The organism is Pectobacterium versatile, from assembly GCF_020166435.1.
In the GTDB taxonomy this organism is placed as follows: Bacteria; Pseudomonadota; Gammaproteobacteria; order Enterobacterales; family Enterobacteriaceae; genus Pectobacterium; species Pectobacterium versatile.
In genome coordinates this window covers 26,016-41,330 of sequence record NZ_JAINZP010000007.1, presented here as the reverse complement: position 1 = coordinate 41,330, position 15,315 = coordinate 26,016, and the positions used below count along the sequence as shown (strand labels likewise).

Sequence of the window (15,315 nt, the reverse complement as noted above, 5' to 3'; positions counted from 1 at the left end):
ACGGGCATTAGGGTCTGTGGATTTATAGACGCAAGCCGTCACATGCTGCTTACTCTTTATGTGAGTCTCCTCTGTTACTGAGTTTACTCACTTAGCCACGTGTCCACTATTGCTGGGTAGGATCAGTTTTCTCTGTGCTCGGGAAGCGGTCAAGCGTATGGCGTTCCGTCATGGAGGAAAAGGCGGTGCTATCGTTAACGTGTCATCCGCAGCCGCCCGTCTGGGCTCACCGCATGAATACATTGATTATGCGGCGTCAAAGGGCGCACTCGATACCTTAACGATTGGTTTATCTCTGGAAGTCGCCGATCAGGGCATTCGCGTTAACGCCGTGCGCCCCGGTTTTATTTATACCGATATGCACGCTGACGGCGGAGAACCGGCAAGAGTCGATCGCATCAAGCATTCGCTGCCGATGAAACGGGGTGGTCACCCGATGGAGGTCGCGCAAGCGATAGGCTGGCTGTTATCGGACGACGCGTCCTATGTCACTGGGAATTTTATCGACCTAGCGGGCGGTAAATAGACGCAACCTATGCAGGTTCCTCCTGCTTAGCCTATCTCTTAATCACATTTATATGCAGGTTAAGAGAGGCTTTCGTGCGCCACACCACCGCCACTCGTATGCGATACCGTACACGCGCCCGACGTAGGGCGGCTCAATCGCCGCCGCCCTACGAACCCAGGCTTCTGGCTAAATTATGCCGCTACGCGGTTCCATCGGTGCCCATGCCCGCTTTTCGAGCCGCCAGCAACATGCTCCCGGCATGGCGCTGGCTTTCGCGACGTCCTGTCGCTCACTCGGCGGTCAAGCCCACCGCTGCATAATTTTCACGCCGGATAACGGCCAAACCATAAAAACTCGCAGCATTTGGATATAAGAGTTGCGATAACCCGTTACAGATACACCCGCAGGTATTCCGCCAGACACAGAATCGCCATTGCCTGACCGTAAGGCATGGAGGTCAGGGCGATGTTACGGTAGAAATCCAAATCGTTGCCCATCGCGGTGCCGAATGACACCTGCGTCAGCTCACCATCCTTATTAACGTGATTAATCACGCCACGAATGGCTTTCTCCGCTACCTCAGCGTAGCTCGGGTCGACGTAGCGTTTGCGCACCGCTTTCAGGATACCGTAGGCAAAACCGGCAGTGGCCGAGCTTTCAAGGTACGAATTCGGATCGTCGATCAGCGTGTGCCACAGACCGCTGTCATCCTGATATTTCGCCAATGCTTCAATCTGGCTTTCCAGCACCTGCAACAGGAAGCGACGCGTGGCGTTGTGTTCCGGCAGATCCAGCAGTTCGATAAATTCAGGAATAACGATCGTCAGCCAGCTGTTGCCACGTGCCCAGCGCGCTTTGGCGTAGTTATGCTGCCCTTCGAACGTCCAGCCGTGGAACCACAGGCCGCTTTCGCGATCCATCAGATATTGCACATGCAGCAGGAACTGATATGTGGCTTCTTCCACAAACTCAGGCCGGTTTAACAGCTTGCCAATTTTCGCCAGCGGCAGCACGCTCATCATCAGCGTGTCGTCCCACATCTGCTGATGGTTTTCGTTGTTATAAACAATGTGCTGCAAACCCTGCTTGTCCGTGCGCGGCATTTCATACATCACCCACTCCGCCCAGCGCTCCAGATACGGCAGCCAGCGGGCATCGCCCGTTTCTTCATAGCGATAAGCCAGCGTCAGGAACGGGCATACGGTGTTCACGTTCTTCGTCGGCGTACCTTCCGCCAGACGCTCGGTAAACCAGTCGTCGATGATAGCGCGCATCTGCTCGTCGCCCGTCTGCTGGTAATACTGATAAATCCCGTACAGCCCGATGCCGTGCGTCCATTCCCATCCCGCCCAGCCTTTGGTATCAATCACCCGACCATCGTCCAGCCGTAACAAGAACTCACCGGTTTTATCCTCGATATTCACCAGATTGTCGGTGATACGGCAAATCAGCGCCTTCAGATCCTCACGGGAGATGAAGCGTTCCGGCTGACGTAAAAGCGGGCTATGTTTTACACTGAATACGGTCATAGTCATTCATCCAATTGAGTTATCAGTTAACAGTTCAATACAGTTACGGCTGCGTGGCATGCGTGACCGGCTTGTCGCCTTTGTGGCGGTTCAGATAGCCGATATTGTTGTTGCCCCACAGCGATTCATACGGCATACCAGCCAGCATTTCGACCGTTGCCCGCGCCTGCGGCGTAATTTTCTCCGGCACAGGACGCCCGGCTTCACGCATTTTCAGCGTCTCTTCCCGCAGCACGCTGTGCGTTTGCAGGTTGAGCTTAAAGCGCAGAGAAACAAGGAAGCCCAGCGCCAGCACGCCCACGGTGCCGAAGCTCAAAATCATCAGAATCGTGTGGCTAACGCTCGGTGCCTGTACGCTCTGGCCGGACACAAAGCCGGAGAGCTGTAACACCACGCCCACCAGCATCACCGCACCAGCCTGAGAGGCTTTGCGAGTCAGCGTCATAATCCCAGCGAAGATCCCTTCGCGACGCTGTGCGGTAATCACTTCATCCACATCCGCAATGTAAGTGTAGGTGTTCCACGGTACGTAGTTGATCCCGCCGCGCCCGATGCCCGCCAGCGCAGAAATCAACAGCAATAGAGAGAAGGTGTCATGCAGGCCGCTGTACCACAGGACCGCGTAGGACAGCGCACTCACGCCAAACAGGCACACGACCAAGCGGTAAGATGGAGCTGGCCCAAAGCGGATGCACAGCGGAATCATGCCGATCACCGCAATGAATTGCAGAATCGCCATGGTGCCCATCAGGTTCGACGCCATAGTCGGGCTTTGCATCAGCACAAAGACCACGTAGTAGGTGAATACGGCGTTGAACACGTCCTGCGCGATATACCCGCCCAGATACATCCCGAGATGCTGACGGAAAATACGAATACGCAGCGTGGAAACCAACTCAACGTTCAGCCGTTTCAGGCTTTGGCCTAACGTCAGAGACTGGCGCTCTTTCTCCGCCCGCAGCGACGCTTCCGACATCTGATCGCGTGGCCGTTCCCAGGTAAAGAAATAGACTAGCGTCAGCACCAGCGCACAGATAACGGAGAACACCAGACTCGAATAGAAGAAGGACACCGCATTGTCTTTGCCAAAGTAGCCTAACAGGATGCCCGGCAGAAACGCGGCCAAAATCGCAGACAGCTGCGCCAGCGCGATACGTGCGCCGGAAAACTTAGTCTTCTGTTTGAAGTCATCGGTCATTTCCGGCACCAGCGTTTCATACGGCACCAGCACCATCGTATAAACGACATCGAACAGCAGGTACGTCAGCAGATAGTACCAATAGCTCATATCCCCGACCCACATGAAGCTGTAGCTAAACACGAAGGGAATACCGAGCAGAATAAAGAACTTACGGCGGCCAAAGCGTTTGCCCAGCCAGGTTGAACCGAAGTTATCGGTCAGGAAGCCCATCAGCGGGCTGACGACAGCATCAAGCACGCGCGCCATCGCAAAAATAAACGTTGCCTCAATCGGCGTTAAGCCACAGAACGTAGTGTAAAAATAGAGTAACCAAGCGGCCGTCAGCGCGGTGGTACCCGCACCAAGAAAGTCCCCTGAACCGTAGGCTAAATAGTTAGCCAAACCGATCTTACGCGTTTTCATCGCCATCCTTCCCCGAACATTTTTAATTATGAAGGTGTCACGCTGATACGGTAGCGCCCGGCGATCGTGAAAACCTTTGCGCTTTTGCCACCACGCGCCCCACGCTGGCAGCACAGGGAAGATTGGTGCGATCCGCTTCAAAGATTTTATAAAAAGCGATTTTAACTGAACGAAACCAGCAGTTCGTTTATGGCGATCACAGGATAGAAGATAGGAAGTCAGCAGGAAGAAGGGCAACGTCGCCAACGGACGTTGCCTTGTGATGTCTTGAAAAATGGCGCTTTTTTTAGCAGAGAATAGCACTATTCAGCGTGCTGTAGTCGCCACAGGAAGGTTTGCCGCGCGTGGGCTAAACGCGGCTGGCGCAGAGCACCCGGCACCCAGGCCAGATAGTAATCCAGCTGCGTTGTGCCAACGGGAGGCGGAATGACAACAAGCTCCCCCGCATCCAGCAGGTCCTGACACAAATACACCGGCATCACCGTCCAGCCAAATCCACTGGTTAGCACGCGACGCAGCGCACGCAGATCCTGACTCACCACGGCAGGCACCAGTCCCTTATCCTCCATGCGGTTCTTCTTCAACCAGTGATCGATCAGAGGAAACTCAAGGTCATACGCCAGCATCGGCTCCTGCGCCAGCGCCTGCGGCAGATCGCCCGTCTGCAATAGCCGCTCGACGATCGCAGGTGCCGCCACCGCCTGTAATGTCGCACTCTTCAACAGATCGCTTTTCAGCCGCTTATCCGTCACCGGGTGCGCCGTTATGCCCAAATCACAGTGCCCTTCAAGCAGCATTTGTTTAATCAAATCGCCGTCGCCGGTATGCATGTGCACCCGCACACCCGCCTCAAGCAGCGGCAATAGCTGTTCCGACACCACTTCGGCCATGAAATCCGCATGACCAATGATATGCAGCGTCCCCGCGACGTCCATTGACCTCGCACGGGCCGAAGCCAGCGCCGCTTCCGCTTCATCGAGCTTATCCCCCAGATCCGCCGCCAGATCATCCGCTGCCGACGTTGGCGTTACGCCGTTTGCCTGACGCTCAAAGAGACGACGCCCCACCGCCACCTCCAGCCCGGCAATATGCTGCGACACCGCTGGCTGGGTCAGATTGAGCGCGCGTGACGCGCCGCTAATTGAGCGCTGCCGATAGACTTCCACAAACGTGCGTAGGCGAATTAGTGACATACGATACCTATAGATTTTATGCCCATAAAATTATTTATACCCCCCGAATAATAATCTTGTTGGCGGGCAGATCAACCCCTGCCGTATCCTTTATCCCATCTTGAGTGACCCGGAAACCCCGGCTAACTTTCTGTTTTCTCTGGTACTCGACGACGAAAAGGAGACAAAACATGTCGACACAACAATCCAAAAAGGATTTACAAGCCATCCTGAATACGATGAAGCGCGCTCACATTGCCTCTGGCCCCGCCGATGCCGCGCTGCGTCAAGATCGCTTACAGCGCAGCATCAACCTGCTCCGTGAAAACCATGCGGCGCTCGCGCAGGCTATGAGTGACGATTTCGGCCATCGCAGCCTGTATCACTCTTTCGCCGCCGACATCGGCATCACGCTGAAAATACTCCAGAACGCCATCGACAACGTTGAACGCTGGATGCAGCCAGAACCTGTGGATGAACCCGCTCCCGGCATGCAGGCATGGATTCAACATCAGCCTTTGGGCGTGATCGGCGTGATCAGCCCGTGGAACTTCCCCGTGAACCTATCGTTCGGCCCGCTGGCTGACATTTTTGCTGCCGGTAATACCGCAATTCTGAAACCGTCAGAGCTCACGCCGCGTACGTCTGAACTGCTGGCAGAACTGATTGCCCATTATTTTGATCCGCTGGAATTGGCCGTGGTGTTGGGTGATGCAGAAATCGGTCAGGCATTCAGCGAACTGCCGTTCGATCATCTGGTTTTCACCGGCAGCACCGCCGTTGGGAAACAGGTGATGCGCGCGGCGGCAGAGAATCTGGTGCCGGTCACACTGGAGCTGGGTGGCAAATCACCAGTCGTGATTGATAGCAGCGCGGATATCACTGAAGCCGTTGAACGCACGCTGACGGTGAAAACCTTCAACGCCGGACAAATCTGCCTGTCGCCGGACTATGTTCTCCTGCCCGAAGGTCAGGAGCAGGCTTTCCGCGATGCCGCAAAAGCCTTTATGCAGAAAAGCTTCCCGACGTTACAGGCGAATCCAGATTACACGTCTATCATTGCTGACAGACATTACGATCGCCTGATTCGTATTCTGAAAGAGGCTGAGCAGCAAGGCGCGACCGTCGTCAGTCTGGCACCGGAAGGCGAAGCGCCCTACGACGCCAAAAGCCGTAAGATTGCCCCGCATCTGGTGTTCGGCGTAAGCGATGAGATGACGATCATGCAGGAAGAAATTTTCGGCCCGCTGCTGCCCATCAAAACCTATCAGGCCGCAGAGGAACCGATTCACTACATCAATGCGCATCCACGCCCGCTGGCAGCCTATCTGTTCAGCAACGATGAGGCCATGCAGCAACGCTTCGCCAGCAGAACGACATCAGGCGCGCTGGTCGTCAACGATGTAATGACGCACGTGTCTATCGACACACTTCCGTTCGGCGGCGTTGGCGCATCCGGCATCGGCGCGTATCACGGCGTTCATGGATTCCGCCGTTTCAGCCACGCCAAACCGATTGTCATACAAAGTGAAGATGGCGCGTCTAACCTGACACTGCGTGCGCCTTACCATGAGAAACAAGACGCGATTGTCGCCGCCCTGAAAGGGTAACCAGCGTCTATTCACCCGATCATCCTGCAACCCTAGAGAGAAAAATGATGAAAATTTTAATGGTACTGACTTCTCACGACAAACTGGGCAACACGGGTAATAAAACCGGCTTCTGGCTGGAAGAGTTTGCCGCCCCTTATTACACCTTTAAAGACGCAGGTGCCGAGCTGGTGCTTGCCTCCCCTTCTGGCGGTCAGCCGCCTCTTGACCCGAAAAGCGATTTGGCCGATTTTCAAACCGAACTGACGCATCGTTTTAAAGCCGACCCGGCTGCGCAACAGGAACTGGCGAATACGGTAAAACTGGATACCGTCAGCGAACAGGATTTCGATGCCGTTTTCTATCCCGGCGGTCACGGCCCGCTTTGGGATCTGGCAGAATCGCCGATCTCTATCGCGCTCATCGAAGCTTTTGTGCGCGCCAACAAACCGACCGGTTTTGTCTGCCACGCTCCGGGCGTGCTGATTCATGTGAAAGCAGAAAATGGCGATGCGCTGATTAAAGGCCGCAAAGTGACAGGCTTCACCAACGGTGAAGAAGCGGCGGTTCAGTTGACGGACGTCGTACCTTTCCTGATTGAAGATGAATTCAAGAAACTCGGCGGGCTCTACGAAAAAGGCCCGGACTGGGCACCGTACCTCGTTGAAGACGGCAAGCTGATCACCGGTCAGAACCCGGCCAGCTCGGAAGTGGTTGCTAAAGCGATTCTCAAGCAGTTGGCTTAACCCGCGCTATACCCTATATCAATCAGGCGGCAAGAGAAGGAAAAATTCGTTGGGAATAAATTTGACCAGCCAGCAATTGGGCTTCAGTGAGAGACAGGATGTTTCTCACTGAAGCACAGTGCTAAATCAAGTCAGTGATTTAGGTGACTGGCAAATTTTTCTGGGACAGATTTGAACGCGGCTTGCAGTGTTCACAACGGGGTTGGGCGTGCTGAGTAACACAGCCAATACGCATACAACTGAAGTATTATGAGTATAAATATTTGCATGTGATAAAAATATGAAAGTAAGAAAATAAGGCTAACAACAGAAAGCCAACACAATGAATTTATTAAAAAACAAGCCCCCATAATCGTTAAGCTTCATAAAAAACCCTCAGAACAGAGGTTAAAAAAGTAATACTATGGACTAATAGAGAGAATATATATCACACTTAAATATTCATCTACTTCAATAAAATAAAACGTTTTTTTACAACCACAAATAAAAAATTGGTCAATAATACTAATTACACACATTAACGTAATTAGGTATATATAATGAAAGCATCAATATCCTCACGTCCAAATGTTCCCACCCCTTTAACCTCCTGCGCTTCACCTAATAATCAAGAATATCGTACTGTTATAGATGAAACGACCCTCGAAAAAATCAGCTTTATTATTAATTCAGAGGTCACCATATCACCAGGTAAAAGCAGAGGAGAAATTATCGGTCAGGTATCATCAACCTTTCTCAATACGCCCTACATAGCGAACACACTAATTGGCTCTCCTGACGAAGCGGAGGCATTGGTTGCTGATTTCAACGGAGTAGACTGTTTCACACTCACAGATTACGTTGAAGCACTCAGTCAGAGCCAAGATCAAACATCATTTCTGAAAAATCTAGTCAAGACACGCTATATCGACTGTCGTGTCACCTACCTTACCCGCCGCCACTTTTTTACTGACTGGAGCACCAAGAATCCACATAACACTCTGGATGTAACCGCAGATATCAGCCCAAATTATGTCACTGTCAATAAACAGCTTAATCATAACCCGCAGGGCGGGGAGTATGTTAAAGGATTAGGCGTTATCCCACGGAAAATAAATTTCATCCCAGGTAACTTAATTGATACGCATATAATCAGCCATCTGAAAACAGGCGATTACGTAGGTGTTTATTCACCTCTTGAAGGACTGGATGTTTCACACGTAGGAATCGCTATCCATAAGGATAACGCCCTATGGTTCAGAAACGCTTCTTCACTCGAAGCAAACAGAAAGGTTGTCGACTCGCCATTTCTTGAATATATGCGCTCAAAACCGGGAATGGTTGTTCTCCGAAGCTTGTAACGATACGCAGTCGAAAAAAATCCAGAAACGTTTTCACGCTTCTGGATTTTTATAGTTAATCACGCTGGGCGCGTATCAGGCCGCTTTCTCAGCTACCTGATAACACCAGAGGCGTAATTACTGGCCTTTAACTTCTTTCAGGCCATTGAACGGTGCAGCATTACCCAGCGCTTCTTCGATACGAATCAGCTGGTTGTATTTAGCAACACGGTCAGAACGGCTCATAGAACCGGTTTTGATCTGGCCAGCTGCGGTACCTACTGCAAGGTCAGCGATGGTTGCATCTTCAGTTTCGCCTGAACGGTGAGAGATAACAGCCGTGTAGCCTGCATCTTTCGCCATTTTAATTGCAGCCAGCGTTTCGGTCAGAGAACCGATCTGGTTGAATTTGATCAGGATAGAGTTAGCGATGCCTTTCTCGATACCTTCTTTCAGGATCTTGGTGTTGGTTACGAACAGATCGTCACCAACCAACTGGATTTTGTCGCCCAGAACTTTAGTCTGGTAAGCGAAGCCAGCCCAATCAGATTCGTCCAGACCGTCTTCGATAGAAACGATTGGGTACTGTTTGGTCAGATCTTCCAGGAAGTGGGTGAATTCTTCAGAGGTGAACGCTTTGTTGCCTTCGCCAGCCAGAACGTATTTACCGTCTTTGTAGAATTCAGAAGCTGCGCAGTCCATCGCCAGAGTGATGTCTTTGCCCAGCTCGTAGCCTGCTGCTTTTACCGCTTCAGCGATAACAGCCAGCGCTTCGGCGTTGGAACCCAGGTTTGGCGCATAGCCACCTTCGTCACCAACAGCAGTACCCATACCTTTGGATTTCAGAACTTTAGCCAGGGTGTGGAACACTTCAGAACCCATACGGATGGCTTCTTTCAGGGTTTTCGCGCCAACAGGCTGAATCATGAACTCTTGGATATCAACGTTGTTATCCGCGTGCTCGCCGCCGTTGATGATGTTCATCATTGGCAGTGGCATAGAGTATTTGCCTGGGGTGCCGTTCAGTTCAGCGATGTGAGCATACAGCGGCAGGCCTTTTGACGCTGCTGCGGCTTTAGCGGCAGCCAGAGAAACAGCCAGAATAGCGTTAGCACCGAACTGGGATTTGTTGTCAGTACCGTCCAGGTCGATCATGATCTTGTCGATGTTCGCCTGATCTTTCGCGTCTTTACCCAGTACAGCCTGAGCAATCGGGCCGTTAACAGCAGCAACGGCTTTCGTTACGCCTTTGCCCAGAAAACGGGATTTGTCACCGTCACGCAGTTCCAGTGCTTCGCGAGAGCCAGTAGAAGCTCCTGATGGCGCAGCAGCCAGACCTACAAAACCACCTTCCAGATGAACTTCCGCTTCAACAGTTGGGTTTCCGCGTGAGTCGATGATTTCACGGCCGATGACTTTAACAATTTTGGACATTAGATTTTCCTCAGTACAAGTTAAACTAAAACTTTAGATAGAACTAAAACCCTAGACGAACAACGCGCGATAGCGATCGCGCGTTGCTGATATAACTCTTACTTCACCTGACGCTTCTGGTACGCGCCAGCGGCTTTCACAAAGCCGGCAAACAGGGGATGTCCATCTCGCGGCGTTGACGTGAATTCCGGGTGGAATTGACAGGCAACGAACCAGGGATGATCGGGTAATTCAACAATCTCCACCAGTTTGCGGTCGGCGGAAAGACCAGCAACCCGTAATCCCGCCGCTTCAATCTGTTTCAACAGCATGTTGTTAACTTCATAACGATGACGGTGACGTTCGATAATCGTCTGCTCACCGTACATCTGACGCACCAGACTGCCTTCGGTCAGATGGCATTGCTGCCCACCAACGCGCATGGTGCCGCCCAGATCGCTTGCTTCATCACGGACTTCAACATTGCCGTTCTCATCACGCCATTCTGTGATCAACGCAACCACCGGATACTTACAGTCTGGCATAAACTCCGTTGAGTTTGCGCCTTCCATTCCGGCAACGTTACGGGCAAATTCCATTAATGCGACCTGCATCCCCAGGCAAATGCCCAGATAAGGGATATTGTTCTCACGGGCGTAACGCGCCGACATGATTTTCCCTTCGACGCCACGATAGCCAAAACCGCCCGGAATCAGAATAGCGTCTAAATCTTTCAATACTTCGACACCACGGGTTTCAACATCCTGTGAGTCGATCAGCTTGATATTCACCGTCAGACGGTTCTTCAACCCGCCGTGTTTCAGGGCTTCAATAACGGATTTGTAGGCATCAGGCAGTGCAACATATTTGCCGACCATACCGATAGTAACTTCACCGCCCGGATTCGCTTCTTCATACACAACCTGTTCCCATTCTGACAGGTTGGCTTCGGGACAGTTCAAGCTGAATCGTTTACAAATATAATCGTCCAGCCCCTGTGATTTCAATAGCGACGGGATTTTATAAATTGAATCAATGTCTTTAAGGGATATTACTGCTTTTTCCGGCACATTACAGAATAAAGCAATTTTTGCACGCTCGTTGGCCGGCACGGTGCGGTCGGAACGGCAAATCAGCACATCAGGCTGAATACCGATGGAAAGCAGTTCTTTAACGGAGTGCTGCGTCGGCTTGGTTTTCACTTCGCCCGCCGCCGCCAGATACGGCACCAGCGTCAGGTGCATAAACAGCGTGTGTTCGCGGCCCACTTGCACCGCCATCTGCCGAATCGCTTCAAGGAACGGTAAAGACTCGATATCGCCGACGGTACCACCGATTTCTACCAGAACGACATCGTGGCCTTCGCCACCTTCAATGATGCGCTCTTTAATCGCGTTGGTGATATGCGGGATCACCTGAATGGTCGCGCCCAGATAGTCGCCACGGCGCTCTTTGCGCAGGACATCAGAGTAGATACGGCCAGTGGTGAAGTTGTTGCGGCGCGACATTTTGGTGCGGATGAACCGCTCGTAGTGACCCAAGTCCAGATCGGTTTCGGCGCCGTCTTCGGTGACAAACACTTCACCGTGCTGCGTCGGGCTCATCGTGCCCGGATCCACGTTGATGTACGGGTCCAGTTTCATGATGGTAACGTTGAGGCCACGGGCTTCAAGAATAGCCGCCAGAGAGGCTGCGGCAATGCCTTTACCCAGAGAGGAAACGACCCCGCCGGTCACAAAAATATAATTAGTTGTCATGCTGAACCTGAGAGTTTAGGTTTAAAGACGATGGAGGTACCAAGACGGGAAAGTAGTATACCTGAACCTGATGAACGCCACAAATGTTCGTTTTACACAATGTGGCGATTCCAACCCCCTCGAAGGTGAAGTAAAACCGCTCTCACCAAAACCAATAATTACCTTTAATAACAATAAAATATATTCATTAAAATCGATAAAAACAGGGTTTGTGATTAAAAACGGATTAATGGCCTATTTCCTGTTTTTTTACCTGCTGCCATGCGGCTTCCATTTCATCCAGCGTCGCCTGTTCCAGCGTTTTTCCCGATGCCGTAACGATTTGTTCTACCTCACGAAAACGACGCGTGAACTTGCGATTTGCCGCCTGTAATGCATTCTCAGCCTTGTGCCCCAGATGACGAGAGAGATTGACTGTGGCGAACAATAAATCACCAATCTCTTCACCTAATTTTTCTTCATCGACAACGGCTTGCCGCGCCTCAAACATCACCTCGTCGATCTCTTCGTACACTTTATCGAGCACCGGCCCCAGGCTGTCCCAATCGAAGCCAACAGAGGCACAACGCTGCTGAATTTTTTGCGCTTTCATTAAGGCAGGCAGCGCATCAGGAATGTCGTCCAACGGCGAATGACGATCTTTCTCCGCCCGCTCCTGCGCTTTGGTCTGCTCCCAGTTTGCCAGCACGGCATCGCTGTCCGTCAGCGTCAGATCGCCGAAAATATGCGGGTGGCGGCGTTCCAGCTTGTCGCTGATGGCGTTACACACATCGGAGAAATCGAACAAGCCCTTTTCCTGCGCCATTTGCGCGTAAAACACCACCTGAAACAGTAAATCCCCTAACTCACCGCGCAAGTCATCAAAATCCTGACGGCTGATGGCATCCAGCACTTCATACGTTTCTTCCAGCGTATAAGGCGCGATAGTGTCAAAAGTCTGTTCCTTATCCCACGGACAACCATTTTCAGGGTCACGTAGGGTTTTCATGATGGCGAGCAGGCGCTCAACGGAGGATAAATTCGTCAAAGGTACAATCATAATATTCCTGAAAAAATTTGTGTGAAAATAGCAAAACACGGTAGCTAACTGTGCTAAAAAGCGCAAAGACATCACTATCTTCATTTAAACGGCGTAGAAAATTGTGCTGAGATGCACATGATCGCCGAGTGAGCCGCATGGATGCGGCGAAAGCCTGTGCCGCGTAGGGAACGCGTCACAGGCGGCTCGACAGCGGGCATGTTCATCGAAGGAACCGCATCGCGGCACAATTCTCGCCAAAAGCCTGGGTTCTGAGGGATGCGGCGTCTGAGCATCCCTCAGTCGGGCGTGGCAATGGTGCCACAAAGAACAATACGGCTAATCACGCACGAAACTGTTCACCACACCCGCACAAGATTTTCACCTGGCTGATGGTGAAACCAGTATTTACGCCCCCTGCTGGCGCCTCGCATCGATCACATCTGGAAGTTGGTTGAGCTTCGCCAGAATGCGGCCCAGCACTTGCAGGTTGTAGATCTCGATATCCATATCAATCGTGGCCAGTTGCTGCTTGGTATCGCTGCGGCTGGCGACGCCCAGTACATTAACCTTCTCATTCGCCAGAATTGTGGTGATATCCCGCAGCAAGCCGCTACGATCGTTGGCAATCACCCTCACCACCAGCGAATAGCCGCTGGAGTAGCTTTCGCCCCATACCGCATCCACAATGCGCTCCGGCGAGCTGGCGCGTAGTTCATCCAACTGTTCACAGTCGGCGCGGTGAATCGAAATTCCGCGTCCGCGCGTGATAAACCCGGTGATCTCATCACCCGGGATCGGCTGGCAGCAGCGGGCAATGTGGTGCATCAGATTGCCCACACCTTCCACTACCACGCGACCGTTGTCCTTCGTGTTACGTGCCGCTGGCTGATGCGATTTTTGCGTCAGCTGTCGCAGCGCTTCGCGATCCAACTCTTCCGCACTCGGCTGTTTTAGCTGCGATTGCAGGAAATTCACCATCTGGTTCAGACGAACATCACCGCCGCCGATAGCAGCCAGTAACTCATCCAGCGAATTCACGTTGTAACGTGGCAGCAACAGTTTTTCCGCGGCTTTCAGACTGACACCCAAATGCGCCAGTTCGTCATCCAGAATCTGTCGACCCGCCAAAATGTTCTTGTCGCGATCTTGCTTACGGAACCAGTTCTGGATCTTCGAACGTCCGCGGCTGGTGGTGATATAGCCTAAATTCGGGTTCAGCCAGTCACGGCTCGGGTTCGGTTGCTTCTGGGTGATGATTTCAATCTGATCGCCCATTTGCAGTTGGTAGGTAAACGGCACGATACGTCCGCCGATTTTCGCCCCGATGCAGCGGTGCCCGATATCACTGTGGATGTTATAAGCAAAATCCAACGGCGTGGAGCCCGTAGGGAGATCCACCACATCGCCTTTCGGCGTAAAGACATAAACCCGGTCGTCAAACACCTGACTGCGAACTTCGTCCAGTACATCATTCGAATCCGCCACTTCTTCCTGCCAGGCAAGCAGTTTACGCAGCCAGGCAATGCGGCCTTCGTAACCGGAACGCCCGCCCACGGAGGTGCCTTCTTTGTATTTCCAGTGTGCTGCGACGCCCAGTTCGGCATCTTCATGCATCTGTCGCGTACGAATCTGAATTTCGAGCGTCTTTCCACCCGGCCCTAACACCACCGTGTGAATGGACTGATAGCCGTTTGGTTTGGGGTTAGCGACGTAGTCGTCAAACTCGTCCGGCAGATGGCGATAATGGGTATGCACGATACCGAGCGCCCCGTAGCAGTCCTGCAAGCGCTCAACGACAATGCGTACCGCACGGACATCGAACAGCTCATCGAACGACAGCGCTTTCTTCTGCATCTTGCGCCAGATGCTGTAGATATGCTTAGGACGACCGTAGATCTCCGCCTGCACGCCCTCTTCTTTCATCGCGTTGCGCAGCGTTTTGACAAAATCGTCAATGTACTGCGCACGATCGATACGGCGCTCGTGCAGCAGCTTGGCGATTTTTTTATATTCATCAGGATGCAGATAGCGGAAGCAGAAATCTTCCAGCTCCCACTTTAACTGGCCGATACCTAAGCGGTTAGCCAGTGGCGCATAGATATTGGTACATTCTTTGGCCGCCAATACCCGTTCTTCTTCCGGGGCATCCTTCACTTCACGCAGGTGCGCGATCCGCTCGGCGAGCTTGATCACCACGCAGCGGAAATCTTCCACCATCGCCAGCAGCATGCGGCGGATGTTATCGACCTGCTCAGACGAGCCTGAATCATTCTGCGTCGCTTTGAGCTGGCGGATTGCATCCATATCGCGCACGCCATGCACCAAATCAACGATGTTTTTACCAAACGCGGCTTCCAGCGTCGCCTCATCCACCACGTTCGCGTCTGCCAGCGGAAAGAGCAGCGCCGCGCGCATGCTGTCATTGTCCATGCTCAGCGTGGACAGGATTTCCACCATTTCAATGCCGCGCCACAGCAGTAGCGATGCATCGGCGTGATCTTGCGTTTGCTGCTCACAGTAACGCCAGGTTTCGGCTAAACGTTCACACGATTGCTGGCTGGAAATACCCAGTGAAGCAATCCACGCGTCAGGGACAAACTCACCTGCCGTATTCAAATGCGCACTTCTTACCGCAACCATAATTTCTCCCTACGTTAC

The 15,315-nt window shown here is 52.4% G+C and carries 10 protein-coding genes and 1 pseudogene; 4 read left to right on the top strand and 7 right to left on the bottom strand.

Annotated elements, in window-relative coordinates; translation table 11 throughout:
* Positions 1-127 precede the first annotated feature (127 nt).
* Positions 128-526: pseudogene (locus tag K7X24_RS10325) on the top strand (SDR family oxidoreductase); the annotation flags it as partial.
* A 371-nt stretch (positions 527-897) separates the two neighbouring features.
* On the opposite strand, the gene K7X24_RS10320 reads toward K7X24_RS10325, so the two are convergent.
* The 3 genes from K7X24_RS10320 to K7X24_RS10310 all read right to left on the bottom strand — a co-directional run bounded on the left by K7X24_RS10320 (position 898) and on the right by K7X24_RS10310 (position 4,833).
* On the bottom strand, positions 898-2,037 hold the full coding sequence (locus K7X24_RS10320) for a glycoside hydrolase family 105 protein (protein WP_039494700.1): 1,140 nt from the start codon (positions 2,035-2,037) through the stop codon (positions 898-900).
* A gap of 43 nt (positions 2,038-2,080) precedes the next feature.
* Complete coding sequence (locus K7X24_RS10315) at positions 2,081-3,640, bottom strand: MFS transporter (RefSeq protein ID WP_010309927.1); 1,560 nt, start codon at positions 3,638-3,640, stop codon at positions 2,081-2,083.
* Between the two features lie 302 nt (positions 3,641-3,942).
* A complete protein-coding gene (locus tag K7X24_RS10310) occupies positions 3,943-4,833 on the bottom strand; it encodes a LysR family transcriptional regulator (RefSeq protein WP_103861728.1) in 891 nt (296 codons plus the stop codon).
* 170 nt (positions 4,834-5,003) lie between these two features.
* Between K7X24_RS10310 and K7X24_RS10305 the strand changes: the two genes are divergently transcribed.
* The 3 genes from K7X24_RS10305 (at position 5,004) to K7X24_RS10295 (ending at position 8,487) form a co-directional block, all read left to right on the top strand.
* Entirely contained in the window at positions 5,004-6,422 is a 1,419-nt protein-coding gene (locus tag K7X24_RS10305) for a coniferyl aldehyde dehydrogenase (protein ID WP_107333386.1), read from the top strand.
* A gap of 47 nt (positions 6,423-6,469) precedes the next feature.
* Positions 6,470-7,147 carry a type 1 glutamine amidotransferase domain-containing protein gene (locus K7X24_RS10300; protein ID WP_103972453.1) on the top strand — a complete coding sequence of 226 codons (678 nt, stop codon included), beginning with the start codon at positions 6,470-6,472 and terminating at the stop codon, positions 7,145-7,147.
* Positions 7,148-7,686: 539 nt separating this feature from the next.
* Positions 7,687-8,487 carry a DUF1460 domain-containing protein gene (locus K7X24_RS10295; RefSeq protein WP_224554730.1) on the top strand — a complete coding sequence of 267 codons (801 nt, stop codon included), beginning with the start codon at positions 7,687-7,689 and terminating at the stop codon, positions 8,485-8,487.
* A 117-nt stretch (positions 8,488-8,604) separates the two neighbouring features.
* On the opposite strand, the gene eno is transcribed toward K7X24_RS10295, so the two are convergent.
* The 4 genes from eno to relA form a co-directional block, all read right to left on the bottom strand.
* Entirely contained in the window at positions 8,605-9,900 is a 1,296-nt protein-coding gene (eno, locus tag K7X24_RS10290) for a phosphopyruvate hydratase (RefSeq protein WP_224554728.1), read from the bottom strand.
* A 98-nt stretch (positions 9,901-9,998) separates the two neighbouring features.
* On the bottom strand, positions 9,999-11,636 hold the full coding sequence (gene pyrG, locus K7X24_RS10285; protein ID WP_010305827.1) for a glutamine hydrolyzing CTP synthase: 1,638 nt from the start codon (positions 11,634-11,636) through the stop codon (positions 9,999-10,001).
* Positions 11,637-11,862: 226 nt separating this feature from the next.
* Positions 11,863-12,675, bottom strand: a complete 813-nt coding sequence (gene mazG / locus K7X24_RS10280) for a nucleoside triphosphate pyrophosphohydrolase (protein ID WP_224554726.1) — start codon at positions 12,673-12,675, stop codon at positions 11,863-11,865.
* Between the two features lie 387 nt (positions 12,676-13,062).
* Positions 13,063-15,297 carry a GTP diphosphokinase gene (gene relA, locus K7X24_RS10275; protein ID WP_103861733.1) on the bottom strand — a complete coding sequence of 745 codons (2,235 nt, stop codon included), beginning with the start codon at positions 15,295-15,297 and terminating at the stop codon, positions 13,063-13,065.
* Positions 15,298-15,315: the final 18 nt, after the last annotated feature.

Coding starts and splice junctions, on each gene's coding strand:
- K7X24_RS10320 (WP_039494700.1), bottom strand. CDS start 2,037: ATGACCGTATTCAGTGTAAAACATAGCCCGCTTTTACGTCAGCCGGAA.
- K7X24_RS10315 (WP_010309927.1), bottom strand. CDS start 3,640: ATGAAAACGCGTAAGATCGGTTTGGCTAACTATTTAGCCTACGGTTCA.
- K7X24_RS10310 (WP_103861728.1), bottom strand. CDS start 4,833: ATGTCACTAATTCGCCTACGCACGTTTGTGGAAGTCTATCGGCAGCGC.
- K7X24_RS10305 (WP_107333386.1), top strand. CDS start 5,004: ATGTCGACACAACAATCCAAAAAGGATTTACAAGCCATCCTGAATACG.
- K7X24_RS10300 (WP_103972453.1), top strand. CDS start 6,470: ATGAAAATTTTAATGGTACTGACTTCTCACGACAAACTGGGCAACACG.
- K7X24_RS10295 (WP_224554730.1), top strand. CDS start 7,687: ATGAAAGCATCAATATCCTCACGTCCAAATGTTCCCACCCCTTTAACC.
- eno (WP_224554728.1), bottom strand. CDS start 9,900: ATGTCCAAAATTGTTAAAGTCATCGGCCGTGAAATCATCGACTCACGC.
- pyrG (WP_010305827.1), bottom strand. CDS start 11,636: ATGACAACTAATTATATTTTTGTGACCGGCGGGGTCGTTTCCTCTCTG.
- mazG (WP_224554726.1), bottom strand. CDS start 12,675: ATGATTGTACCTTTGACGAATTTATCCTCCGTTGAGCGCCTGCTCGCC.
- relA (WP_103861733.1), bottom strand. CDS start 15,297: ATGGTTGCGGTAAGAAGTGCGCATTTGAATACGGCAGGTGAGTTTGTC.